The sequence below is a fragment of the Thermoactinospora rubra genome (assembly GCF_002093975.1).
Classification (GTDB): domain Bacteria; phylum Actinomycetota; class Actinomycetes; order Streptosporangiales; family Streptosporangiaceae; genus Nonomuraea; species Nonomuraea rubra_A.
Genome location: NZ_KZ084328.1, coordinates 77,544 through 99,673, shown reverse-complemented (window position 1 = coordinate 99,673; position 22,130 = coordinate 77,544). Strand labels below are relative to the sequence as shown.

The 22,130-nt window shown below is 71.9% G+C and carries 25 protein-coding genes and 1 tRNA gene; 14 read left to right on the top strand and 12 right to left on the bottom strand.

Features of this window, described 5'->3' with window-relative positions; all coding sequences use genetic code 11:
- Positions 1-4: 4 nt before the first annotated feature.
- On the top strand, positions 5-1,006 hold the full coding sequence (locus BSB02_RS07775) for a chorismate-binding protein (RefSeq protein WP_084958012.1): 1,002 nt from the start codon (positions 5-7) through the stop codon (positions 1,004-1,006).
- Entirely contained in the window at positions 1,003-1,836 is an 834-nt protein-coding gene (locus BSB02_RS07770; RefSeq protein WP_084958011.1) for an aminotransferase class IV, read from the top strand. Before BSB02_RS07775 ends, BSB02_RS07770 begins: the two co-directional genes overlap by 4 nt.
- On the opposite strand, the gene BSB02_RS07765 is transcribed toward BSB02_RS07770, so the two are convergent.
- Complete coding sequence (locus tag BSB02_RS07765; protein ID WP_084958010.1) at positions 1,837-3,258, bottom strand: LVIVD repeat-containing protein; 1,422 nt, start codon at positions 3,256-3,258, stop codon at positions 1,837-1,839.
- 88 nt (positions 3,259-3,346) lie between these two features.
- On the opposite strand from BSB02_RS07765, the gene BSB02_RS07760 reads away from it, so the two are divergent.
- Positions 3,347-3,931: a DUF305 domain-containing protein gene (locus BSB02_RS07760; protein WP_084958009.1), complete on the top strand. Its 585-nt coding sequence runs from the start codon at positions 3,347-3,349 to the stop codon at positions 3,929-3,931.
- A 17-nt stretch (positions 3,932-3,948) separates the two neighbouring features.
- Here BSB02_RS07760 and BSB02_RS07755 read toward each other — a convergent pair whose 3' ends face one another.
- Positions 3,949-4,365, bottom strand: coding sequence for an SsgA family sporulation/cell division regulator (locus BSB02_RS07755; RefSeq protein WP_084958008.1), 417 nt, complete (start codon positions 4,363-4,365; stop codon positions 3,949-3,951).
- Positions 4,366-4,797: 432 nt separating this feature from the next.
- Between BSB02_RS07755 and BSB02_RS07750 the strand changes: the two genes are divergently transcribed.
- From BSB02_RS07750 to BSB02_RS07740, 3 genes are all read left to right on the top strand, one after another.
- Positions 4,798-4,872 (top strand) — tRNA-Val (locus BSB02_RS07750).
- Between the two features lie 391 nt (positions 4,873-5,263).
- A complete protein-coding gene (locus BSB02_RS07745) occupies positions 5,264-5,896 on the top strand; it encodes a dihydrofolate reductase family protein (protein WP_084958007.1) in 633 nt (210 codons plus the stop codon).
- Positions 5,897-6,462: 566 nt separating this feature from the next.
- Positions 6,463-7,200 carry a phosphotransferase family protein gene (locus tag BSB02_RS07740; RefSeq protein WP_084958139.1) on the top strand — a complete coding sequence of 246 codons (738 nt, stop codon included), beginning with the start codon at positions 6,463-6,465 and terminating at the stop codon, positions 7,198-7,200.
- Positions 7,201-7,568: 368 nt separating this feature from the next.
- On the opposite strand, the gene BSB02_RS07735 is transcribed toward BSB02_RS07740, so the two are convergent.
- Entirely contained in the window at positions 7,569-7,970 is a 402-nt protein-coding gene (locus BSB02_RS07735; RefSeq protein ID WP_084958006.1) for a VOC family protein, read from the bottom strand.
- A gap of 216 nt (positions 7,971-8,186) precedes the next feature.
- Positions 8,187-9,983 carry a right-handed parallel beta-helix repeat-containing protein gene (locus tag BSB02_RS07730; RefSeq protein WP_206184561.1) on the bottom strand — a complete coding sequence of 599 codons (1,797 nt, stop codon included), beginning with the start codon at positions 9,981-9,983 and terminating at the stop codon, positions 8,187-8,189.
- 34 nt (positions 9,984-10,017) lie between these two features.
- On the opposite strand from BSB02_RS07730, the gene BSB02_RS07725 reads away from it, so the two are divergent.
- Positions 10,018-10,911, top strand: coding sequence for a TetR/AcrR family transcriptional regulator C-terminal domain-containing protein (locus tag BSB02_RS07725; protein WP_084958004.1), 894 nt, complete (start codon positions 10,018-10,020; stop codon positions 10,909-10,911).
- Between the two features lie 91 nt (positions 10,912-11,002).
- On the opposite strand, the gene BSB02_RS07720 is transcribed toward BSB02_RS07725, so the two are convergent.
- Both BSB02_RS07720 and BSB02_RS40510 read right to left on the bottom strand, forming a co-directional pair.
- Positions 11,003-11,638 carry a TetR/AcrR family transcriptional regulator gene (locus tag BSB02_RS07720; protein WP_084958003.1) on the bottom strand — a complete coding sequence of 212 codons (636 nt, stop codon included), beginning with the start codon at positions 11,636-11,638 and terminating at the stop codon, positions 11,003-11,005.
- Positions 11,639-11,891: 253 nt separating this feature from the next.
- Positions 11,892-12,065 carry a type II toxin-antitoxin system Phd/YefM family antitoxin gene (locus BSB02_RS40510; RefSeq protein ID WP_158088582.1) on the bottom strand — a complete coding sequence of 58 codons (174 nt, stop codon included), beginning with the start codon at positions 12,063-12,065 and terminating at the stop codon, positions 11,892-11,894.
- Positions 12,066-12,089: 24 nt separating this feature from the next.
- Between BSB02_RS40510 and BSB02_RS07715 the strand changes: the two genes are divergently transcribed.
- The 3 genes from BSB02_RS07715 to BSB02_RS07710 are packed head-to-tail and all read left to right on the top strand — an operon-like array spanning position 12,090 to position 14,067.
- The gene (locus tag BSB02_RS07715) at positions 12,090-13,283 is read left to right on the top strand and encodes an RNA-guided endonuclease InsQ/TnpB family protein (protein WP_084958002.1); all 1,194 of its coding nucleotides are present in this window, start codon (positions 12,090-12,092) and stop codon (positions 13,281-13,283) included.
- Complete coding sequence (locus BSB02_RS40505) at positions 13,280-13,423, top strand: hypothetical protein (protein WP_158088581.1); 144 nt, start codon at positions 13,280-13,282, stop codon at positions 13,421-13,423. Before BSB02_RS07715 ends, BSB02_RS40505 begins: the two co-directional genes overlap by 4 nt.
- Positions 13,424-13,461: 38 nt before the next feature.
- A complete protein-coding gene (locus tag BSB02_RS07710; protein ID WP_084958138.1) occupies positions 13,462-14,067 on the top strand; it encodes an HD domain-containing protein in 606 nt (201 codons plus the stop codon).
- Here BSB02_RS07710 and BSB02_RS07705 read toward each other — a convergent pair.
- The 4 genes from BSB02_RS07705 to BSB02_RS40500 all read right to left on the bottom strand — a co-directional run bounded on the left by BSB02_RS07705 (position 14,038) and on the right by BSB02_RS40500 (position 16,685).
- Entirely contained in the window at positions 14,038-14,301 is a 264-nt protein-coding gene (locus BSB02_RS07705; protein ID WP_084958001.1) for a DUF4031 domain-containing protein, read from the bottom strand. The genes BSB02_RS07710 and BSB02_RS07705 overlap by 30 nt on opposite strands.
- Before the next feature lie 73 nt (positions 14,302-14,374).
- On the bottom strand, positions 14,375-15,139 hold the full coding sequence (locus BSB02_RS07700; protein ID WP_420855837.1) for an HAD family hydrolase: 765 nt from the start codon (positions 15,137-15,139) through the stop codon (positions 14,375-14,377).
- On the bottom strand, positions 15,133-16,314 hold the full coding sequence (locus BSB02_RS07695) for a cytochrome P450 (RefSeq protein WP_084958000.1): 1,182 nt from the start codon (positions 16,312-16,314) through the stop codon (positions 15,133-15,135). The genes BSB02_RS07700 and BSB02_RS07695 overlap by 7 nt, the downstream gene beginning before the upstream one ends.
- Before the next feature lie 110 nt (positions 16,315-16,424).
- Positions 16,425-16,685 (bottom strand): hypothetical protein, encoded by a 261-nt coding sequence (locus BSB02_RS40500; protein ID WP_084957999.1) that lies wholly within the window; start codon positions 16,683-16,685, stop codon positions 16,425-16,427.
- Between the two features lie 154 nt (positions 16,686-16,839).
- Here BSB02_RS40500 and BSB02_RS07685 point away from each other — a divergent pair, with 154 nt between their 5' ends.
- Both BSB02_RS07685 and BSB02_RS07680 read left to right on the top strand, forming a co-directional pair.
- The gene (locus BSB02_RS07685) at positions 16,840-18,063 is read left to right on the top strand and encodes a hypothetical protein (protein WP_084957998.1); all 1,224 of its coding nucleotides are present in this window, start codon (positions 16,840-16,842) and stop codon (positions 18,061-18,063) included.
- Positions 18,060-18,758 (top strand): DUF2786 domain-containing protein, encoded by a 699-nt coding sequence (locus tag BSB02_RS07680; RefSeq protein WP_158088580.1) that lies wholly within the window; start codon positions 18,060-18,062, stop codon positions 18,756-18,758. Before BSB02_RS07685 ends, BSB02_RS07680 begins: the two co-directional genes overlap by 4 nt.
- Here BSB02_RS07680 and BSB02_RS07675 read toward each other — a convergent pair.
- A complete protein-coding gene (locus BSB02_RS07675) occupies positions 18,748-18,945 on the bottom strand; it encodes a VOC family protein (RefSeq protein WP_420855835.1) in 198 nt (65 codons plus the stop codon). The genes BSB02_RS07680 and BSB02_RS07675 overlap by 11 nt on opposite strands.
- Positions 18,942-20,549 (bottom strand): phosphoglucomutase (alpha-D-glucose-1,6-bisphosphate-dependent), encoded by a 1,608-nt coding sequence (gene pgm / locus BSB02_RS07670; protein WP_084957996.1) that lies wholly within the window; start codon positions 20,547-20,549, stop codon positions 18,942-18,944. Before pgm ends, BSB02_RS07675 begins: the two co-directional genes overlap by 4 nt.
- A gap of 45 nt (positions 20,550-20,594) precedes the next feature.
- Between pgm and BSB02_RS07665 the strand changes: the two genes are divergently transcribed.
- Together BSB02_RS07665 and BSB02_RS07660 are read left to right on the top strand one after the other, a co-directional pair.
- Positions 20,595-21,458, top strand: coding sequence for a TIGR03564 family F420-dependent LLM class oxidoreductase (locus tag BSB02_RS07665; RefSeq protein WP_084957995.1), 864 nt, complete (start codon positions 20,595-20,597; stop codon positions 21,456-21,458).
- Between the two features lie 52 nt (positions 21,459-21,510).
- Positions 21,511-22,116 (top strand): glycoside hydrolase family 25 protein, encoded by a 606-nt coding sequence (locus BSB02_RS07660; protein WP_158088579.1) that lies wholly within the window; start codon positions 21,511-21,513, stop codon positions 22,114-22,116.
- The last annotated feature ends 14 nt before the right edge of the window (positions 22,117-22,130 follow it).

The following is a 22,130-nucleotide window of genomic DNA, read 5'->3' as shown; positions in this document are numbered from 1 at the left end:
GGGAGTGCACGACAGCCTCGCCCACGTCGGCGGACTGCTGGCCACCGGCCTGCGGGACGTCACGACCGACCTCGCCGCCCTCGACGGCGAGGGCTGGTGGGCCGTCGTCGTCGACTACGAGGGCAAGGTGACCTGCGCCCGCTTCGACCGGGTACGGCCCGCGCCCCTGCCGCCGCCCGCCGGCCCCTGGCGCGGCCCCCGCCCCGAGCGGTGGCGCAGCTCGCTCGACCAGGCCGCCTACGAGCGCGGCGTGGACACCATCAGGCACTACATCGAGCAGGGCGAGGTCTACCAGGCCAACCTGTGCCGGGTGCTGAGCGCCCCGCTGCCGCCCGGCGCCGATCCGCTGGCGCTGGCCCACCGGCTCGCCGAGGGCAACCCCGCCCCCCACGCGGCCTTCGTCGGCCTGCCCGGGCTGACCGTCGTGTCGGCCTCCCCGGAGCTGTACCTGAGCAGGGACGGCGACGTCGTGGAGTCCCGCCCCATCAAGGGCACCGGGAGGACGGCCGCCGACCTGCAGGCCAAGGACTACGCCGAGAACGTGATGATCGTCGACCTGGTCCGCAACGACCTGGGCATCGTGGCCGAGGTCGGCTCGGTGGAGGTGCCCGCGCTGTGCGCGGTGGAGCAGCACCCCGGCCTGGTCCACCTGGTCTCCACCGTCCGGGCCCGCCTGCCGTACGGCGTGGGCTGGCCGGAACTGTTCGCGGCCACCTTCCCGCCCGGCTCGGTGACCGGGGCGCCCAAATCCTCGGCCCTGCGCATCATCAATGAGCTCGAACCCGTGCCGCGCGGGCCGTACTGTGGGGCGGTGGGCTGGGTCGACGCCGACCGGCGCACGGCGGCGCTGGCCGTGGGCATCCGCACGTTCTGGATCTCCTCCCAGGTGCTCCGCTTCGGCACGGGCGCGGGCATCACCTGGGGCAGCGACCCCCGGCGCGAGTGGCTGGAGACCGAGCTGAAGGCTTCGCGGCTGATCGCACTAGCTTCGGAAGGTGTCATATGAACGTTCCCGTCTGGGTCAACGGGGAACTGCTCGCCCCCGCCGAGGCCAAGGTCTCGGTGTGGGACCACGGGCTCATGGTCGGCGACGGCGTGTTCGAGACGATCAAGATCGTGGGCGGGGAGTCCTTCGCGCTTACCCGCCACCTCGACCGGCTCGCGCTCAGCGCCCGGCGCATGGACCTGCCCGAACCCGACCTGGAGGCCATCGCCGACGGCGTGCGCAAGCTGCTGGCCGCGGCCCCCAGGTGGGCGCTCGGCCGCATCCGTGTCACCTACACCAGCGGCCCGGGCCCCCTCGGCTCCGACCGCGGCACGCAGGGCACCACCACCGTGGTCATCGTCGACGAGCAGCCGCCCTTCCCCCCGACGGCCAACGTCACCGTCGTGCCCTGGCCACGCAACGAGCGCGGCGCGCTGGCCGGGGTGAAGTCCACCTCCTACGGCGACAACGCCAAGGCCCTGGCCTACGCCAAGGCGCGCGGCGGCGGAGAGGCGATCTTCGGCAACCTCGCGGGCAACCTGTGCGAGGGCACCGGCTCCAACGTCTTCATCGTCCAGGACGGGCGGCTGCTGACCCCCACCCTGGACTCCGGCTGCCTGGCCGGCGTGACGCGGGCGCTGGTGCTGGAGTGGTACGGCGGCGAGGAGGCCGACGTGCCGCTGCGGGCCCTGTACGAGGCCGAGGAGGCGTTCCTGACCTCCACGACCCGCGACGTGCAGCCGATCAGGATGGTCGACGACACCGTGCTGCCCGCCGCCCCCGGCCCCGTCACCCGCCAGGCCATGGAGGTCTTCGCCGAGCGCTCGGCCAAGGACCTGGACCCCCGCTAGCTAGTACGTCTTCTGGGTCTGGACGTTGAAGTCGTCCATCCGCACCTTCCTGGCCGGATCGGTCAGCGGGTCGGTGATCTCGATGACGTCCAGGCCCTGGAGGATGTCGCTGGAGTAGATGTAGCCGTTGTAGTAGTAGGCCGACCAGGAGCCCGCGATCGGCGTGCGCGCGGTGGACGGGCCGCGGTCGAAGAAGCCGATCTCCCGCGGGTTGCCCGAGTCGGTGAAGTCCCAGACGGACACGCCGCCCTGGTACCACCCCTGGACCATGATGTCGCGGCCCTTCACCGGCAGCAGCGAGCCGTTGTGGGCCACGCAGTTCTCCCTGGCCGTCTGCTCCCTGGGCATCTTGAAGTAGCCGCGCCGCTCCAGCTTGCCGTCCACGATGTCGTAGATCGCGTTGGCGCCCTTGGTCCTGGGGATGCGGCTGTTGCAGGTCGCCATGCCGCCGCCGCCGAACTCGTCGCTGAAGACGACCTTGGTGGCGTCGTTGTTGAAGGTCGCCGAGTGCCAGATGTCGAAGTTCTGCTCGTCGCGGACCTGCTGGAGGACCTTCGGGCGGACCGGGTCGGAGATGTCGAGCAGCACGCCGTCGCCGTAGCAGGCCGCGGCGGCCAGGTTCTTCTCGGGGAAGGCCGTCACGTCGTGGCAGCCGGTGAAGAAGGAGTCCTTCTGGCCCAGGGGGAAGATGTCGGGCTGGGCCACGACCCTGGCGCGGGCCGGGTCCTTCAGCGGGACCTCCACCACCTGGATCGACTTGTGCGGCGGCCGGCAGGTCTTCGACTCCGGCTCGGGGCCCGCGGAGGAGGCGTAGATGTACAGCGTGTCCGGGTCCTTGCCGGGGACCATGGTGTGGGTGTGGGAGCCGCACTGCGTGGCCACCGCGCCGACGTAGCGGGGGGCCTTCTTGTCCTTGATGTCGAAGATCCGGATGCCCTCCCAGGCGTCGCCGTGCTTGGAGGTGCACGTCGCGTCGCTGCGCGTCTCGTCCACCGACAGGAACAGCAGGTCACCGTAGACCGACACGTCGTTCTGCTGGGCGGGGCAGCGCACGACGCTCACGACCTTCGGCTTGGCGGGGTCACCGATGTCGACGACGGAGAAGCCGCCGAAGTTGCCCACGTAGGCGTACTCACCCTGGAAGGCCAGGTCGGAGTTCCAGTCCATGGCGCCGTTGAGCGGCGCCTGGCGGGGGAGGTTGGCCACCAGCCTGACGTTGTCGCTGTGGGTGATCTCGCCGGTGGCGGCCGTCTGGGCGGGGGTCTGCGCGGGCGTCTGCGCGGGGGTCTGCTCCGAGGTCACGGAGGGCTGGGTGGCGCTCTGCGGCCGGTCGGTGGGCGAACCCGCGGTGCCCTGGCCGGCGCAGGCCGACACGAGCAGCAGGGCCGCGCACGCGGCTGCGGTCAACTTGGCCGAGGTCACCTGGCTCCCCCTTGAGGACGACTGCACCACTATGGAAGCTATGGCACGAAGTTTCAGGATGGGTCCGGCTATTGTCACATTTATCGGGATGATTGGGCTGGCAGGCTGCTCCGAGCCGACGGCGGGCGTCGTCGGCACGGGCCCCCCGGTGATCGTCCCGGACGCCCCCGGCTCCCCAGGCCGTACGGCGACGCCGGGCGAACGCCTGCAGACCTCGGCCGAACCGGTGGCGGCCGACGTGCGCTTCGCCGAGCAGATGATCCCGCACCACCGCCAGGCGCTGGAGATGACCGGCCTGGTCGCGGCCCGCACCACGACGCCCGCGATACGCAAGGTGGCCGAGCGGATCGCGCTCACCCAGGAGCCGGAGATCCGGCGGATGACCGAGTGGCTGGCGGCGCTGGGCCGTACGCCGGACCACGCGGGGCATTCGGCGGCGTCCATGCCCGGCATGGCGACGCCGCAGCAGATGGAGGCCCTGCGAGCCGCGCGGGGCGCGCAGTTCGACCGGTTGTTCCTGGAGTTGATGATCCGGCACCACGAGGGGGCGCTGCGGATGGCGAAGGAGGAGCTGGCGGCGGGCCGGGATCAGCAGATGCTGCTCATGGCCAAGGACGTGTACTCCGAGCAGGCCATCGAGATCACCCGCATGCGCGAGCTGGCCGGATCCTAGGGGTCTTGCGGGGTTGCTCAGGAGGGCCAGAGCATGTTGGTGAGCTCGGCGTCCAGGTCCATGAAGTCCGTCTCGCGGCCGGCGGGGACCAGCTCGTAGGTGCGATGCAGGAACTCCGTCAGCGGAGCCAGCGGCACCTCGAACAGCGCCTGCCCGAAGGGCGAGGTGAGGCTGATGTGGAGGGTGCGCTCGCCGTCGTGGCGGGCGGGCCACACCTGCACGTCGCCGTCTCCGACCCGGCGCACGATGCCCACGGTGAGCAGCTCCCTGGCGAAGATCCACTCGACCGGCTCGTCGTTCCCCACGTGGAAGGCCATGCGGATGGCGTACGGGTCGTCGGCCGTGTAGCTGAGCCCGGCGAGCAGGGGGACGGTGGTTCGGTCGGGGACCACAAGCCGAAGGCCAAGCTCGGCGGAGACGGTGGTGCTGTTCATCGTCAGCCAAACCTTTTCGTCGAACGGTCCCCTCTGCGGGGCTTGCACTGCTCTGACGGACTTCGCCCTGAGCTATGACGCCGAACGAAGAAACCTGTTGGAGAGATTCCGCTCCCAGGCCCTTCTGTAACGCACATCACAGCTGGACATTTAGCCATCTACCTGGCGAAACATCGGTTATCGGTTCGTGTTTGCAAGGGTTTTGCGTCTTGTAGAGCTTCGTCCCGACCGGCCGCCTCCGGCATCTTCCCGACGAAAGATCACCATCAGCCCCTACCGGGACAGCACGATGCTATGCGACGAGCCGCCATGCTGGTGGCTAACCACCGCCATTGCCCCGAATCTTCCCCGCGTCGCGGCTTCGCTTCGCCAGTTGGTCGCGGAGTGCGGTATGGTTTTCTCCGTCGGCGCCGCGAGGGGCCGGCGGATCCCGGGCGATTAGCTCAGCGGGAGAGCGCTTCGTTCACACCGAAGAGGTCACTGGTTCGATCCCAGTATCGCCCACCACGTTCACCCAGGTCAGAGGCCGAGTCGCGCAGATGCGATCTCGGCCTCTTGCCGTGTGAACCGTGTGCTCTCCATGCCGGCGAGGATGGCAGCCTCCGCGTCTTGCGGCGAGCATCCGCAGCGAGAGCGACAGGGGCCGGCACCACAGCCGTAGATCGCGCCGGTGACCCGCGGTGACGCTGGACGCGGAGCAGCCACCCAGGGTGGGCGCGGCCTGTGATCCATCGTGAGTGGGGAGTGCCGGTGCGGCGTCCCGGCCCGGTGACGTGAGCAGGGCACCGGGCGAGGCGGCCGACGAGGACGAAGCCGGTCGCCGTCGCAGCGATGAGTCTGCCGGCGCTCACAGGTCTACCTCCCCGACCGAGACAGCCAACTCATCGGGGAGTACGGCATGGGCCTCATCCACATCGAGCTGTTCGCAACCCTCGACCTCGTCGGGCAGTCGCCCGGCCGCCCCGACGAGGACCCGGTGGGGTTCCCGTTCGGCGGCTGGCAGGCGCCCCTGCTGGACGAGGTCACCGGGGCGCAGGTCGGTGCCGCGTACGAGGGCACAGACGCCCTCCTGCTCGGCCGGCGGACGTATGACATCTTCGCCGCCTCCTGGCCGTACCAGGAGGGCGGCCAGGACAACGAGATCGCCACGCTCTTCAACAGCGTCCCGAAATACGTGGCCTCCCGCGGCAAGCCCGACCTCTCGTGGGCCGGGTCCACGCAGCTCGGCCCGGATCTGGCCGGCGCGGTGCGCGAGATCCGCGACCGGCACGAGCACGTGAAGGTCGTCGGGAGCCTGAACCTGGTGCAGAGCCTCCTGCGCGAGAAGCTCTTCGACCGTCTCGACCTTTGGGTGCACCCGATCGTGCTCGGCGTCGGGAAGAAGGTGTTCGACGGTGGCGCGGTGCCCACGAACGTCGAACTCCTCCAACCGCCGGTGGCCAGTCCGAAGGGCATCGTGTACCTGCGCTACGGGCTCGCCGATGGCACGCCCGGGACGGGGGACATGAGCGCACCCGATCGCGGCGCCTGAAGCCCGCCCCGCGCAAGGTGGCTCGTGTCGGGTCGAACAGGGCCTCGGGGACGTTGACGGGACGGTTGGGCCACAAGCCTTCGATCCGGCCGTCCATGCCGCCCGCTGCCACCGCAGCGCGCCGCCTCGTCCTCCAGTGGGGCCTGCGTCCAGCGGCGCAACGCGGGGTCCCGGAACGCCGCCACCAGGGCACAGACGTCCCCCTCCCGCCAGGGCCGCAACAGCCAAGGCTTCACCGCCGAGCGCGGATGGCCCGGATGGCCCAGCCGAGCGACGGCCTCAGAGCCTCCGGCGCCGGCCAGCCGTTGATCAAGCCTGGTGGCTCCCCCTGCTGGAGATGCAAGCCGGCGTGAGAGGCTCGGCAGAGACACGGCGTCGCCCGCACCGCATCACGGTAACCGTGCAGGCCATCACGGTCCTGCACGCCATCGAGGACGATCGCTGCTCGATCCGTCAGCGGTCGGTGTCGTGCACGAGGCCCCCGGGCAGCGGGACGCGGTCAGCCGGGCAGTCGCACGCGACAAACCCGTGGCGACGCCGACGATCATCCCGCGATAATGGCCGGCGTGGAGGAGGTCGAGGTCGTCGTCGCCCATCACGAGCGCGCGACCCTGCGCGTCGGCGACGTGTTCCTGAAGATCGACGCCGATCAGACGCGCACCGATGTCGAGGTCGAGGCGATGGCCATGGCGCCGATCCCGACTCCGGAGGTTATGTGGCGGAAACCGCCCGTGCTCGCGCTCGCCGCCCTCCCAGGGACGGCACTCGGCCGCCTCGGCGAGCCGTCGACCGCGTCGCCGGCGGCGTGGGCCGCGGCGGGTGCCGCCGCACGGATGCTGCACGACGCGCCGCTGCCGCCATGGCCCGGTCGGAGCCTCGACGAGATCGCATCGCGCCTCGACGGCGAATGCGAGTGGCTCGTCGCGAACGGCGTCCTGCCCACCGACCTGGTCACGCGCAACCGCCGGGTTGCCGAGGCTGCGCTCCGGCCGTGGACACCGGTGTTCACGCACGGCGACCTGCAGGTCAGCCACGTGTTCGTCGACACTGACGAGATCACCGGCGTGATCGACTGGTCCGAGGCGGCCCAGGGCGATGCCCTGTTCGACCTCGCCACCTTGACGCTCGGACACGAGGAGCGCCTTGGCGACGTCGTCGCCGGCTACGGCACCGACGTCGACCTCGACGTGATCCGCGCGTGGTGGTCGTTGCGAAGCCTGCTGGCGGTCCGCTGGCTGGTCGAACACGGCTTTGATCCGTCCTCGCCAGGCTGCGAGGTCGACGTGCTGAGATCTCGGATGTGAGGCCGGACGAGCCCGACGGCTACGAGTGCCGTTCCGCCGCATCGAGCGGGCCATCTCCTGGAGCGCGTCGTCTTCCGGACCGACGAGGTCATGTCCTCGAAGATCCCGGGCAGCCGATCGGCGACATCGGAGGCCGACGCAGGATTCGAGTCGAAGATGCGCCTCAGATGAGGAGCGGCGACTGCCTCGAAGAGGCCCAGGACGAAAAAGGCCTCTTACTGATCTCTAGCTTGTTGTCACAGGTAGTGGCTTCGTCGATGTCTCCGGACTCCGCCGTCCTGGCGATGGCACGGAATGCCCGGCGCGCAGCGGTGTCCCGGTGCCGGAGCGGGTGCCGGGAAGGGGACACGGCACCCACCCTGGGACGGTCAGCCCTCGGAGATGTTGACCATCCACTCGACGCCGAACCGGTCGGTGCACGCGCCGTACACATCCCCCCACATCTGCTTCTCCAGCGGCATCGTGACGTTCCCGCCCTGCGAGAGCTTCTCCCAGTAGCCGCGCAGCTCGTCGCCGTCGTCCCCGCTCAGGGAGATGGCGATGGCCGAGCCCGGGCGGTACTCCATGCCGGGCGGGGTGTCGGCGGCCATGAGCGTGAAGCCCTTGGGCGTCTCGAGCATGGCGTGCATGACCTTGTCGGCCGCCTCCTGCATGCCGAACTCCCCGAAGGTGTTGACGACCAGTTCGCCGCCGAAGACCTCCTTGTAGAACTCCATGGCCTCGCGGGCGTCGCCGTCGAAGCTGATGTAAGGGTTGAGACGTGAGGTCATCGGCTGCCTCCTCGGTGTGTCCTGGGTCACCCCCATCGTTCCCGAACACGGCGGACATCCGCCCCGAATTGGCGAAGCGGAGCCGAGGAATTTGCGCAGTGGGCACGCGCCGGACGCATGGGTTCGTCCCGTACGGCCTGCGCCGGGGCGACAACCCGGCGCAGGCCGTACGGCGTGGACTCCAGCGCCGCCCAAGGACCAAGCCGGGACGGATCCTCAGCCGTGGACGCTCCCCGTCCTGGGACGTGTCGTCCTGCCACCCCTCAGGAGCCCCGCCGCGGCCCGGATCCCGGCGGCCGCGGCGTCGAACTCCTTCTCGTCCGCCGGCGTCGCGTTGCCCTCGTACGTGACACCCGCGGGCACGTCGTCGCCGCCCAACGGGTCGGCGTCCCAGACGTTGCCCCGGTAGACGACGTGCTCCAGAGGCGGGCTGACGTGCAGGACGGCGGTGTTGTCCGCCCGGGCGACCACGTTGCCCTCGACCTTCACCCAGGCGGCGCCGTAGTCGGTGTAGAGGCCGAAGTTGTACGGCGTGAGCGTGTCCTCGATGACGTTGCCGCTGATGACGGCGCCGGTGTCGGCGGAGTCGCCCTGCGGTCCCGCCACGTAGACACCTCCGCCGTCGGCCAGCACGCCCATGGTGCGGGTGAGGAGGTTGCGCGTGATGCGGGTGCCGCGGCCGGGGCCCGCGGCGATGCCGCAGTGCGGAACGTCGGTGACGTGGTTGTGCGCGACCGTGCAGCCGACGGTGTCCAGGAGCGCGATGCCGGGCGAGCCGGAGTAGTCCAGGCCGGCGCGCTGGATGAGGTTGTCCTCGATGAGCGCCCGGCGGGTGCCGGTGATCGTGACGGCGGACGCGGCGAGGGTGTCGAAGTCGCAGCCGCGCACGGTCAGGTCCGAGCCGCCGCTCGCGCCCAGCGCCGTGGCGCCCAGCCGGGTGAAGCGGCAGCCCTCGAACCGCATCCCGGCGGTGTCCTCCAGGACGACCCCGGCCGGGATCGTCCGCGTCCGGGTGGGCACGGTGACCCACGCCTGCCCTTCGACGATGACCACCTTGTCGATGTCGCCCTCGCCGTCGTAGTAGCCGCTGCCGTGGTAGTGCAGGAATCCGCGCTCGGTCCCGGGCCGCAGCCAGGTGGCGTCGGCGAAGACGATCCCCAGGAAGGAGACGTCGCGGGTGTCGGTGGCGCGCAGCAGCGTCTCCAGCACGGGGGCCACCACGCGGGTGCGCGAGGGGTGCTCGCCGGGCCTGGGCAGGTAGTGCAGGACGTGGTCGCCGGGGCGCGAACGGTCCAGGACGAACGTGCCGGGCTCGGTGAGGAAGGACGGGTCGTTCTCCACCCGGGTCGGCAGGCCGGGGCCCGCCGTCACCTGCCCCTCCCAGGCCGAGTTGTACAGGTCGATCGCCCAGCCGAAGGCGGGCTGCGCCATGGTGATCGCGGTGGAGCCGCCGTCGCGGTCGACGGCCGCGACGGGGCAGCGGGCCTCGGTCCACGGGTAGACGCCTCGGTAGACGAATTCCACGCCCGGCAGCCGCCAGGCGAGCGGGGCGGCGCTGTCCGTGACGTAACCCGTGACGGTACGGCGGGCGTCGCCGGGCAGGGCGTCGACGCCGGCGCGTTCGGCACGGCGGCCGTCCACCGTCAGCTGGCGGGTGTCCAGGTCGCCGACCTCGGCCAGCCATACGCCCTGCCGTTCGGTCCAGCCGGTGATCTCGCGGCCGCCGCTGACGACGGCGTGCTCCTGCCGGTCGGTGCCGTAGCCGTGGGCCCGGTAGACGATCCGGTGGCCGTCGCGGCCGGAGTCGTCCCCGGTCAGGTGGAGCGGCTCGGCGAGCACGTGCGTGCCGGCCCGCAGGTGCACCACGACGTCGCCGGCGGCCTGCCGCGCGGCCCGCCGCGCGCGCTCGATCGTGGCGAAGGGCCGCTCCAGGCTGCCCGGCGCGGTGTCGTCCCCGGTAGGGGAGACGTAGAACTCGGCCATGGCCGTACCCGCCTTTCGTGTGTATGGCATAAACAGGTATATACCATAAACAAGGAGGCGCGACATGGCGAGAGGCAGGGCGGGCGACCCCGACCAGACGGTCGAGCTGCTGTGGGACGGCGGAGCGGGCCCTTCGAGGCCCGGGCTCAGCCTGGAGCGGATCGTGGCGGCCGCCGTCGAGGTGGCCGACGCCGAGGGCCTGGCCGGGCTGTCTATGCGCAAGGTCGCCGAACGGCTGGGCTTCACCACCATGTCGCTGTACCGGCACGTGCCCGGCCGCGACCAGCTCGTCGACCTCATGCGCGACGCCGTCATCGGGGAGCCGCCGGCGCTGCCCGCTCCGCCGGTCGAGGGCGGGTGGCGGGAGCGGCTGGAGGCGTTCGCCCGGCAGGGCTGGGAGCTGCGCAGGCGGCACCCGTGGCTGGCCGAGGCGCGGGGCACCCGCCGCCTTCCCGGCCCCAACGCGGTGGCCTCCTACGAACGCATGCTGGCCGCGCTGGCCGGCACCGGGCTTTCCCCCGCCGAGGTCATCGCGGCGGTCGGGCTCGTCGGCCGCTTCGTCGACGCCGAGGCCCTGGCCCTGGTGGAGGCGGCGCGGGAGGAGCGCGGCAGCGGGGTCAGCGACGAGGAGTGGTGGAGCGCCCGGGGCTCGCTCTTCGACCGGCTCGACCGCTACCCCACGATCAGCGCCCTGTGGGAGGCGGGCGGCTGGGACCGGCCTGAGGACTCCTTCGAGTTCGGCCTGGCGCGCCTCCTCGACGGCATCGAGCTCCTCATCCGGCGTCGCAACGAAGGTCGTGACGAAACTCGTGACGAAACTCGGGGTGAGGCTGTGGCGGTGACGGCGTGCCGGGTGTGCGGCAACCCGGTGCAGCAGCCGCCGTCGGGACGGCCCCGCACGTACTGCTCACGCGCCTGCCGGCAGCGCGCCTACCGCAGCCGCCGCCCGGCCGGGTGACGCGGGCCGCGGCGAGCCGGGTCCTCCCGAACCATGGGAGGCGGGCGGCCGTCCCTGAGCGGTCGTCCCTGCGCCGCGAGGCGGCCGGTCATCACTCCGGCTCGTAGTCCCCTGGCAGGCGGACCGCCCGGTGGATCACCCGGTGCAGGGCCGAGCGGAAGCGCCGGGTCTCCTGAAGGTCGGACAGGCCACGGCGCACGCCGTCCCGCCCCGTCACCCCGCCCTGGCCGAAGCCGTGCACGCTCCAGGCCATGATGTGCAGGACGTAGACCAGATCCATCCCGGGGTCGATGTAGCCTGCCTGCACCGCCGGCCGCAGCGCCCCCAGCACCGCGTCGTAGATGGGCCGGGCATAGCGCGACTCGATCTCGGCGATGTCGACGGCGTCCGACAGCCACCGGTGGACCCACAGCGCGTTGATGTACGGATGCTCCGCGCCGAAGTCGAGATAGGCGTCGATGAGCCGGTGGACCGAACGGGTGGTGGACTCGGCGTCCTCGCACGAGACGTTGCGCACCTCGGCCTGCATCGCCGCGATCTGCGCCTGGTAGACCCGTTCCACGGTCGCGATGTAGAGCTCCCGCTTGCCGCCGAACAGACGCTTGATCTCCTGCACGGGCGTGTCGGCCGTCTGGGCGATCTGCTCCATGGAGGTGCCGTCGAACCCGAGCGCGGCGAACAACCGCGTCGCCGCGTCGAGAACGAGCTGATCACGCTCAGGAGCCATGGGAAAACGTTACGGACTCAACTCCCAGATCAGGGCAATGTGGCGTCAAAGGACAGCCACTCCCGCCATCCGCATCGCCGTCCAGGTGCCGCACCCGGTGGCGCGAAGCCTCCGGCGAGGCTGGTTCAGACGGCTCCCGCGAGCTACCGGGTTCGTCCGCAGTGCTCCGACCTTCAGTTCAGGCCCGGGGGTGAAGCGGACTCGCCGTATAGCGGGGCGGGGAAAGCCGATTCGCCGCCAAGGCGGATCGGCGTCACTCGGCGGTGTCGAGTTGGCTTTGCCGGTCGGTCCACCACTGGTAGGGGATCAGGACCGCGAACGGTGTGCCGTTGCGCTCGATGATGGTGACCTCGCCGAGGTAGTGGGCGGCATTGACCCGATCGCCGAGTCGTTCCCTGGTTTCTCGAATACCCATGCGAACATCCATAGATCGAATGGTACACTTGTTACCGTGCAGCTCAGATACGCCTTCCGCCTCCACCCGACCGCCGGTCAGCGTCAAGCGCTGACGCGGGCGTTCGGGTGCGCGCGGGTGGTGTTCAACGACGGGCTGCGCATCCGGCAGCACGCCTACGATCAGGGCCTGCCGTACGTCGGCGACGGCCAGTTGTCCAGGCGGGTCATCACCCGGGCGAAGACCACCCCGCAACGGGCGTGGCTGGGTGAGGTGTCGGCGGTGGTGCTCCAGCAGGCGCTCGCCGACCTGAACCAGGCGTATCGCAACTTCTTCGCCTCGCTCACCGGCAGGCGCAAGGGGCCGAAGGTGGCCCCGCCTCGCTTCCGAGCGCGCAAGGACAGGCGGCAGGCGATCCGCTTCACCCGCAACGCCCGCTTCGCCGTCACGCCGGGTGGGAAGCTGCGCCTGCCGAAGATCGGGGATATCCCCGTCCGCTGGTCGCGTGCCCTGCCCGCCGAGCCGTCCAGCGTGACGGTGGTCAAGGACGCGGCCGGGCGGTACTTCGCCTCCTTCGTGGTCGAGGTCGCCGCACAGCCTCTGCCGCCGGTGGAGGCCGAGACCGGGATCGACCTGGGGCTGGGGCACTTCGCGGTCCTGGCGGACGGGCGGAAGATCGACGCGCCGCGGTTCCTGCGCCGGGCGGAGAAGAAGCTCAGGCGGCTGCAGCGGGCGCTGTCCCGTAAGCAGAGGGGGTCGGCCAACCGGGCCAAGGCCCGCCTGGCGGTGGCCCGCCGGCACGCACGTGTCGCCGATGCGCGCCGGGAGTTCCACCACCGGCTGTCCACGCAGCTGATCCGCGACAACCAAGCGATCTACGTGGAGGACCTGGCCGTGGCGGGGCTGGCGCGCACCAGGCTGGCCAGGAGCGTGCACGATGCGGGCTGGTCGGCCTTCGTCGGCATGCTGGCGTATAAGGCCGCCCGGTATGGGCGGGTCTTCCACCGGATCGACCGGTGGTTCCCCTCCTCCAGGCTGTGCTCGACCTGCGGAGCCGTCGCCGAGTCGATGCCGCTTGCCGTCCGGGAGTGGATCTGCCTGTGTGGGGCGGTCCACGACCGGGACGTCAACGCCGTGAAGAACATCCTGGCCGCCGGGCGGGCGGACAGGCTAAACGCCTGTGGAGGGCCGGTAAGACCACCGCTTGCGGTGGCACGGCCCGGTGAAGGAAGCCGCAGAGGTGCCGCATGACGCGGCACGGGCTGCATCCCCGGCCTGAAGGCCGGGGAGCGCGTCAATGCCGCGACATCGAGGACGTGGCCGAGCTGGTCGGCCTGGCCTCGCTCCACGGGCCGGAGGAGGAGGCCGCCGAGGGGACGGAGACCGCGTGACAGACCGCGTGACAGACCGCGTGACCCCGCGCGAGGCGATGCGCGCCTGGACCGGACTGGCGGGGCGGAGCCCGGCCGCCGCGGCGGTGGGCGCCGAGCTCGTGGCCCGCTGGGCCGAGCCGCACCGCCGCTACCACACCCTCGATCACCTGCTCGCCGTCCTCCACGCCCTCGACGCGCTCGAAGCCGAGGACCCGCAGGCCGTACGGCTGGCCGCCTGGTTCCACGACGCCGTCTACGAGGGCCGCCCCGGCTGGGACGAGGAACGCAGCGCCCAGCTGGCCCAGGCCAGGCTGCCGCGGCTGGGGGTGCCGCCCGGGCGGGTCCGCGAGGTCGCCAGGCTCGTACGGCTGACCGCCGCGCACGACCGGGTACGGCCCGGCGACCGCAACGGCGAGGCGTTGTGCGACGCGGACCTGGCGGTGCTGGCCGGCGACGACTACGACGCCTACGCCCGGGCGATCCGCGAGGAGTACCGCCACGTGCCCGACGAGGCCTTCCGCCGGGGCCGCCGGGCCGTCCTGACCCGGCTGCTGGCGGCGCCGAGGCTGTATCGCACCGACGCCGCCCACCGGCGGTGGGAGGAGCGGGCACGGCGCAACATGGCGGCGGAGCTAGCGGACCTTGCGGCGGCGCAGCCCTGAGGCGACCAGCCGCCGCAGCAGCTCCCGGGAGCCGACCGGCTCGGCCCCCAGGGCGACGGCCCGCGCGTGGACGGTCTCGGGCACGTCGTAGTGGTCACGGTCGAAGGCCCGTGCCGGCACGCCCAGCCGTTCGGCGAAGGCGTGCAGCTCCTCCAGCGAGGAGTCGCTGACGAGATGGGACCACAGCAGGCCACGCGGCCCGGGCCAGTTGGGCGGGTCGATCAGGACGGTCATCGCCTCCAGGGTAGGGCCGCCCGGCTCCTGCTCGCCTGCCCGGTCACTCCCAGAAGCACGGAAGCCCGCCCGCTCAGTCCCCCAGCCGCACCCGCCCGTGGACGGTGAGCTCGTCCAGGTCCTTGACGACGATGTCGGCGCCGCACTCGCGCAGCGCCTCCGCCTGCCCGGTGAGGTCCACCGCCACCACCAGCCCGAAGCCGCCCTTGCGCGCCGCCTCGATGCCGGGCAGGGCCCGCTCGATGACGGCGGTGCGAGCCGGAGGGATGTTCAGGCGCCGGGCCGCCTCCAGGTAGATCGCCGGGTCGGGCTTGCCCGGCAGGTTCATCAGCGCCGCGTCGTGGCCGTCGACGACCAGGTCGAACAGATGCGCCAGCCCCGCGGCCGTCACCAGGCGGCGGCCGTGGGCGCTGGAGGTCACCGCCGCCGTGCGGCTGCCGCGCCGCCGCAGCTCGTGCAGCAGCGCGACGGCCGACGGGAAGGAGGCCACGCCGTACTTGTCGATCTGGCGCAGGAAGTAGCGGTCCTTGGCCGCGCCCAGCCCGTGCACCGTCTCTGCCCCCGGCTCGTCGTCCGGCGACCCCTCGGGCAGCGTGATGCCGCGTGAGGCCAGGAAGGTGCGCAGCCCGTCCAGGCGGGTCCGGCCGTCGACGTGGCGCAGGTAGTCCTCGCGGATGTCGAACGGCTCGGACCGGCCGCGCAGGAACCCGTCCAGGACGTGCTTCCAGGCCGCGGCGTGCAGGCGGGCGGTGTCGGTGGCGACGCCGTCGGTGTCGAACACGACGGCGCCGATCGCGGTCAGGTCCAGGTCCACATACGTGAACTTACGCTTCACCAGGCCACGGGCAAGGCTTCCAGTCCATAGACGATGGCAAGCTTCCTGAACGGAACCTCCTCCAACGGCACGGCCAGGCGCAGGGCCGGGAAGCGGCGCAGCAGGGCCGGGAAGGCGATGCGCATCTCCATCTGGGCCAGCGGCGCGCCGATGCAGCGGTGGATGCCGTGCCCGAACGCCAGGTGCGAGGAGGAGGTCTCCCGCTCGGGCAGGACGCGGTCGATGTCCGGCCCGAGCGCGGGGTCGCGGTTGGCGCCCGACAGCGAGCACAGCACCATCTGGCCCTTGCTGATGCGCCGGCCCAGGAAGTCCATGTCCTCCCGGGCGAAGCGGGGGAAGGCCACCTGCACGACGCTCATATAGCGCAGCAGCTCCTCCACCAGGAGGGGGACGTAGGCGTCGTCCTGGCGCACCCGGGCCGCCGCCTCGGGGTTGTCCAGTAGCCACAGGGTGCCCAGCGCCAGCATGCTGGTGCTGGTGTCGTGGCCGCCGGTCAGCAGCCCGTCGGCCATGCTGGCCAGCGTCCGGTCGTCCAGCTCGTCGCCGTGCTCGCGCAGCAGCGTGCCCAGCAGCCCGTCTCCCGGGTCCGCCCGCTCCCGCTTCACCAGGTCCGTCAGGTACTCCATGGCGTCGTTGATGGCCTGGATGGAGGCCTCGGGCCCGGCGCTGAAGTCGAAGCGGTCGGTGCTCAGCCGCAGGAAGTCGGCCCTCTCCTCGTACGGCACGCCCAGCAGCTCGCACACCACCAGCGACGGGATCGGCAGGCAGAAGGACTCCACCAGGTCGGCCGGCGAGCCGCTCGCCTCCAGCCGGTCGAGGTACTCCCCGACGATGGCCTCGATGCGGGGTTCGAGCCTGCGCAGGCGGCGCATGGTGAACTCGGGCGTCAGGTACTTGCGCAGCCGCGTGTGCTCGGGCGGGTCGCGGAAGCCCAGCCCGCCCGGGTCGTCCTGGTTGGACCCCAGCCCGATGATGTTGCCGAAGTCGTTGCTGAACCTCTCGTGGTCGCCCAGCACCGCCCGGACGTCCTCATGGCGGGTGACCAGCCACACCGTCTGGTCGCCCGGGATCTCCATGGGGAAGATCGGCTGCTCGGCGCGGATGCGCGCGAGCTCGCCCACGGGGTCGAACTTCTCGCGCATGAACTGCACGAGGGGGAATTCAGACTGTTCTGACATGCGATTCCTACCTGGCGGGGCCTCGAAGGGGGATCGGATCCGCTCCTGATGGTCCCATCCTGGTGGAACGGTCGTGACCGTGGCATCGGCCGGAAGTCGGAACAGCCGGATCAGACCCTGGTCGGACCCGTCACTTCCAGGGCCCGCTCCCGCACCGCGACCGGCGGCTGGGGCAGCGGCGCCTCGGCGGCCAGGGAGGGCGGCGCCGGCTTGGGGCGGCGGGGCTCGCGCACCCCGCCCTCCGGGTGGTCGAACGGCGGCGCGTCCGGATCGTCCGGATCGGGCCCGTGCGGTTCGCCCGGGCCGAACCCCGGGAGCCATCCCGGGGCGCCGCCGGTGAGGACTCGGCGTCTGCGTGATCGTTTGCCCACGGATCCTCCAACCGTCGTCTCGATTGTGCCTCCGAGGTGAGGACAGCGTGATGCCGGTGGGGCTGGAGTGGCTGTTTGGCGTACAACGGCCCAACATTCTGCGATGATCCCCTCGGAAACACAGTCGGAGAGCGAACCTGACGGACAGCCACTGATGCCCCCACTTGAGGAAATCGCCGCCTTCATCACGGACAAGCCGGTCGTCGCCGGACTCATCGGCGTCCTCGGCCTGCTCGCCCTGGCCATCGCCGCCCTGCTGACCCGCCTGGCCTGGCGCGCGGCCGTGACGCTGTTCCGCCGCTACGTCCAGCCGCGCCCCGTCGAGGACGTGCTCACCATCGTCGCCGCCTGCATCGCCACCGGCGTGTCCGCCCAGGGCATGTGGCGCTTCTCCGGCGACGTGCTGGGCCTGGACGGGCCGCTGCGGCTGCTGCTGTTCGCCTTCATCGAGGTCGCGATCGTCACCAGCGCCGTGCGCGCCCGGCGCAACATGCGCGAGAACTTCTCCGCCGGCATCGACGGCGTCGCGGTGTGGGCGCTGACCTGCCTGACGGCCGTGCTGTCGAGCATGGACGCGCGCAGCGTCGCCGAGGCCGTCTTCCGCCTGGCCGCCCCGCTGGTGGCCGCCTGGCTGTGGGAGCGCGGCATGGCCATCGAACGGCACCGCATCCGCGGCACCGGCCGCATCAACTGGCGGCTCACCCCCGAGCGGATGCTGGTACGGCTGGGCCTGGCCGAGGTGAGCGACCGCACGGCCACCGAGGTCGACGTCCACCGCCGCCTCACCCGGGTGGCGCTGGCCGCCAAGCGGGCCAAGACGCTGCGCGAGCAGGGCGCGCCCGAGCGGAAGGTGCGCGCCGCCCTGGCCAAGCTGGACAAGGCCATGGACCAGGCCGTGGAGCACACCGGGCTGGCCGTCGACCCGGCCCGCCAGGAGGCGCTGCTGGCCCAGATCGCCGCGCTGTACAACACCGAGGCGCTCATCGACGCCGACCCGCGCGTGCCGTGGGCGCCCAAGGCCGACCACACGCCCGTGCCCGCCCGCGAGCTGCCCCCGGCGCTGGCCGAGCTGGTGCAGGAGGACGACGAGGAGGTGGAGGTGCTCGACACCACCCCGCAGGTCCTCGACACCGCCGAGCGGGCCAGGCTCATGCGGGAGGCCAGGCGCTACTGGGACCGGCAGATCGCCAAGCGGATCGTGCCGCGGACCGTGGACATCGCCCAGGAGGTGGGCGTGTCGGTGGCCATGGCGCGCGAGTGGCGGGCGCTGTGGAAGCTGGAGCCGAAGGCGCACGCGCTCATCGAGCAGCTGTACCAGGAGCACGGCATCGTCGACACGGGCGCCTTCCCCGCGATAGCCGTGCACTCCGGCGCTTGAGCGAGGACAGGACGCTCCAGCGGGTCAGGAAGCTGCTGGCCAAGGCCGAGCGGACCGACAACGAGCACGAGCGGGCGACGTTCATGGCCGCGGCGTCGGCGCTGATGGCCCGCCACGGCATCGAGCAGGCCATGCTCGGCGGCGAGTCGGCGCGCCGCGCGCCGGGCGACCGGATCGTCACCGTCGGCGGCCCCTGGGCCCGCGAGAAGGCGCGGCTGGTGTGCCTGGTGGCGCAGGCCGTGCGCTGCCGCCCGCTGCTGATCGGGCGCGGCGAGGGCGGCCAGCGGGTGCACGTCTTCGGCTTCGGCTCCGACCTGGAACGCGCCGACATGCTGGCCACGTCGCTGCTGCTGCAGATGGTCTCGGGGCTGCGGGCCGTACGGCCGCCGCCGGGGGAGCCCTCGCCGCGCGCCTACCGCCGCTCGTGGCTGCTGGGCTTCGCCGACGAGGTGCACCGGCTGCTGCGCGAGGCCGAGGAGCGCGCGGAGGCGCAGGCCGCGTCCGGCGCGGCCCTGGTGCTGGCCGACCGGCAGGCCGAGGTGGAGCGGGCGGTGGCCCGGGTGTATCCGCGCATCAGGCGCAGCGTCCCCACCACCAGCGGCACCGGCTACCGGGACGGCGTCGAGGCCGGGCGGCGCGCCGACCTCGGCCGCCCGGGCGTGCGGGAGCGGGCCGCGGCCGAGCTCAGCCGCTGACGAAGCAGAACTCGTTGCCTTCCGGGTCGGCCATCACCTGGAAGGCCAGCCGCGGGAAGCCGGGCGGCTCCACATGCGACCAGCCCCGCGCCCGGTCCACCGGCTCGCCGCCGAGCAGGGCCGCCCAGAAGCGCGCCAGCCCGGCCGGGTCGCGGCTGTCGACCACGATCTGGGACAGGCGGCTCACGACAGCGCCGCCGAGACCACGGCACGGGCCTCCTCCTGCACCCTGGCCAGGTGCTCGGGGCCGTGGAAGGACTCGGCGTAGATCTTGTAGACGTCCTCGGTGCCCGAGGGCCGCGCGGCGAACCAGGCGTTCTCGGTGCAGACCTTCAGCCCGCCGATGGGCGCGCCGTTGCCCGGCGCGGTGGTCAGCACGGCCGTGATCGGCTCACCGGCCAGCGTGTCGGCGGTGACCTGCGCGGGGGAGAGCTTGGCCAGCACGGCCTTCTCCTCGCGCGTGGCGGGCGCGTCGACCCTGGCGTAGGCCGGATCGCCGTACTGGGCGGTCAGGTCGCGGTACAGCTCGCTGGGCGTCCGGCCGGTCACCGCCAGGATCTCCGAGGCCAGCAGCGCCAGGATGATCCCGTCCTTGTCGGTGGTCCACACCGACCCGTCGCGCCGCAGGAAGGACGCCCCCGCGCTCTCCTCGCCGCTGAACCCGAGCGACCCGTCGAGCAGCCCGGCCACGAACCACTTGAAGCCGACCGGCACCTCCACCAGCGGCCTGCCCACCTTGGCCGCCACCCGGTCGATCATGCTGCTGCTCACCAGCGTCTTGCCGACGGCCGCGCCGGCCGGCCAGGCCGAGCGGTTGGCGAACAGGTAGGAGATCGCCACCGCCAGGTAGTGGTTGGGGTTCATCAGCCCGCCGTCGGGCGTGACGACGCCGTGGCGGTCGGCGTCGGCGTCGTTGCCGGTGGCGATGTCGTACTTGTCACGGCCCGCGATCAGGGACGCCATGGCGTACGGCGAGGAGCAGTCCATGCGGATCCTGCCGTCCCAGTCGAGCGTCATGAACCGCCACGTCGGGTCCACCTCGGGATTGACCACCGTGAGGTCCAGCCCGTGCCGCTCGGCGATCGCCGCCCAGTAGGCCACGCTCGCCCCGCCGAGGGGGTCGGCGCCGATGCGCACGCCCGCGTTCCTGACGGCCTCGACGTCCACCACCGACGGCAGGTCGTCGACGTAGGCGCCCAGGAAGTCGTACGGCTCGCCCAGGTCCCTGCGGTAGGGCGTGCGGCGCACCTCCTTCAGCCCGCCCGCGATGATCTCGTTGGCGCGGTCCTGGATCCAGGAGGTCGCGTCGGTGTCGGCCGGCCCGCCGGAGGGCGGGTTGTACTTGAAGCCGCCGTCGGCCGGCGGGTTGTGCGACGGGGTGACCACGACGCCGTCGGAGCCGGGGTGCGTGAGGATCGCGTGCGAGACGGCCGGGGTGGGCGTGTAGCCGTCGCGGCTGTCGACCAGCACGCGGACCCCGTTGGCGGCGAACACCTCCAGGGCCGACACGCGGGCGGGCTCGGACAGGGCGTGGGTGTCGGCGCCCAGGAACAGCGGCCCGGTGACGCCCTGCGCCGTGCGGTAGTCCACGATCGCCTGGCTGGTGGCCAGGATGTGGTCCTCGTTGAACGACGCGGTGAGGGCGGAGCCGCGGTGCCCCGAGGTGCCGAAGGAGACCCGCTGCGCGGGCTCGGCCGGGTCGGGGTGCAGCGTGTAGTAGGCGGTCACCAGCCTGGCGACGTCCACCAGGTCGCCCGGCTGAGCAGGCTGTCCTGCGCGCTCGTGGGTCATGGGTCTAACCTTACAAATGCCCGAACCGAATGGAGTTCTGTAACGATGCGTGTCGGACTGCTGCTGAACGAGCCCAAGGACCTCCGCTCCCTGCGCGACGCCATAGCGCGCGCCGCCGACGAAGGCTTCGCCTCCGCCTGGCTGTCGCACATCTTCGGCGTCGACGCGCTGACCGCCCTCGCCGTGGCCGGCAGCCAGGTGCCGGGCATCGAGCTCGGCACCGCCGTCGTGCCCACCTACCCGCGCCACCCGGCCGCGCTGGCCCAGCAGGCCAGGACCGTCAACGCGGCCCTGGACGGACGGCTGACGCTCGGCATCGGCCTGTCCCACAAGATCGTCATCGAGGACATGTACGGCTACAGCTTCGACAAGCCGGCCCGGCACATGCGCGAGTACCTGGAGATCCTGCTGCCGCTCGCACGCGGCGACAAGGCGGACTACACCGGCCAGACGCTGCAGGGCCACCTGTCGCTCAGCACGCCGGGCGCGGGCTTCCCCGTGCTGATCGCCGCGCTCGCGCCGCGCATGCTCCAGCTGGCCAGGGACAAGGCCGACGGCACCGTGCTGTGGATGACCGGCCCCAAGACGGTCGCCGAGCACGTCGCCCCCGCGCTGGGGGAGGGCAAGCGCATCGTCTGCGGCCTGCCCGTGTGCGTCACCGACGACCCCGAGGCCGCCCGCGCCCGGGCCAACGAGGTCTTCGCCGTGTACGGCCAGCTGCCCTCCTACCGGGCCATGCTCGACCGGGAGGGCGCCGCCCAGCCCGGCGACGTGGCGATCGTGGGCGACGAGGACAGCGTGCGCGCCCAGATCCGGCAGCTGGCCGAGATCGGCGTCACCGACTTCGCCGCCGCGCAGTTCGCCGAGTTCGACCGCACCCGGCGGCTGCTGCGCTCCCTGCTGTCCTGACGGCGGCGCGGCACGGCCCCGGTGCGGGAGCGTGTCGATACACTCACCCAGGGTGAACCGCGTGCTCCACGGCATCGACGTGTCCAACTGGCAGGGCCGGGTCGACTGGCCCTCGCACGCCAAGGCCGGCGTCGCCTTCGCCTTCGCCAAGGCCACCGAGGGCGGCGGCTACGCCGACAGGTGGTTCGCGCACAACTGGGCCGGCATGCGGGAGAGCTGGCTGGTGTGCGGCGCCTACCACTTCGCCAGGCCCAAGGGCGACCCCCTGGAGCAGGCGCGGCACTTCCTGGCCAGGATCAGGGCGGCGGGCGGCCTGCGCAGGGGCGACCTGCTGGCCCTGGACCTGGAGACCGACGACGGGCTGCGGCCCGAGCGGGTGGCCGAGTACGCCCGCCGCTGGTGCCGCTTCGTCGAACGGCACGCCCGGGTGCGGCCCTTCGTCTACACCTACCTGGCCTTCGCCCGCGAGGGGAACTGCGCGGGCCTGGACCGGTACCCGCTGTGGATCGCCTGCCCGCACCGGCCCAGAGGCGACCCGACCGTGCCGCCGCCCTGGCGCGACTGGACGATCCACCAGTACGACACCAGCCCCGTGGACCGCAACGTCTTCCACGGCAGCCGCAAGGAGCTGACCAGGCTGGGCTTCCGCCCGCGATAGCATCGGAACTCGAC

Coding starts and splice junctions, on each gene's coding strand:
- BSB02_RS07770 (WP_084958011.1), top strand. CDS start 1,003: ATGAACGTTCCCGTCTGGGTCAACGGGGAACTGCTCGCCCCCGCCGAG.
- BSB02_RS07760 (WP_084958009.1), top strand. CDS start 3,347: ATGATTGGGCTGGCAGGCTGCTCCGAGCCGACGGCGGGCGTCGTCGGC.
- BSB02_RS07755 (WP_084958008.1), bottom strand. CDS start 4,365: ATGAACAGCACCACCGTCTCCGCCGAGCTTGGCCTTCGGCTTGTGGTC.
- BSB02_RS07745 (WP_084958007.1), top strand. CDS start 5,264: ATGGGCCTCATCCACATCGAGCTGTTCGCAACCCTCGACCTCGTCGGG.
- BSB02_RS07735 (WP_084958006.1), bottom strand. CDS start 7,970: ATGACCTCACGTCTCAACCCTTACATCAGCTTCGACGGCGACGCCCGC.
- BSB02_RS07730 (WP_206184561.1), bottom strand. CDS start 9,983: ATGCCATACACACGAAAGGCGGGTACGGCCATGGCCGAGTTCTACGTC.
- BSB02_RS07725 (WP_084958004.1), top strand. CDS start 10,018: ATGGCGAGAGGCAGGGCGGGCGACCCCGACCAGACGGTCGAGCTGCTG.
- BSB02_RS07720 (WP_084958003.1), bottom strand. CDS start 11,638: ATGGCTCCTGAGCGTGATCAGCTCGTTCTCGACGCGGCGACGCGGTTG.
- BSB02_RS40510 (WP_158088582.1), bottom strand. CDS start 12,065: ATGGATGTTCGCATGGGTATTCGAGAAACCAGGGAACGACTCGGCGAT.
- BSB02_RS40505 (WP_158088581.1), top strand. CDS start 13,280: ATGACGCGGCACGGGCTGCATCCCCGGCCTGAAGGCCGGGGAGCGCGT.
- BSB02_RS07710 (WP_084958138.1), top strand. CDS start 13,462: ATGCGCGCCTGGACCGGACTGGCGGGGCGGAGCCCGGCCGCCGCGGCG.
- BSB02_RS07705 (WP_084958001.1), bottom strand. CDS start 14,301: ATGACCGTCCTGATCGACCCGCCCAACTGGCCCGGGCCGCGTGGCCTG.
- BSB02_RS07695 (WP_084958000.1), bottom strand. CDS start 16,314: ATGTCAGAACAGTCTGAATTCCCCCTCGTGCAGTTCATGCGCGAGAAG.
- BSB02_RS07685 (WP_084957998.1), top strand. CDS start 16,840: ATGCCCCCACTTGAGGAAATCGCCGCCTTCATCACGGACAAGCCGGTC.
- pgm (WP_084957996.1), bottom strand. CDS start 20,549: ATGACCCACGAGCGCGCAGGACAGCCTGCTCAGCCGGGCGACCTGGTG.
- BSB02_RS07665 (WP_084957995.1), top strand. CDS start 20,595: ATGCGTGTCGGACTGCTGCTGAACGAGCCCAAGGACCTCCGCTCCCTG.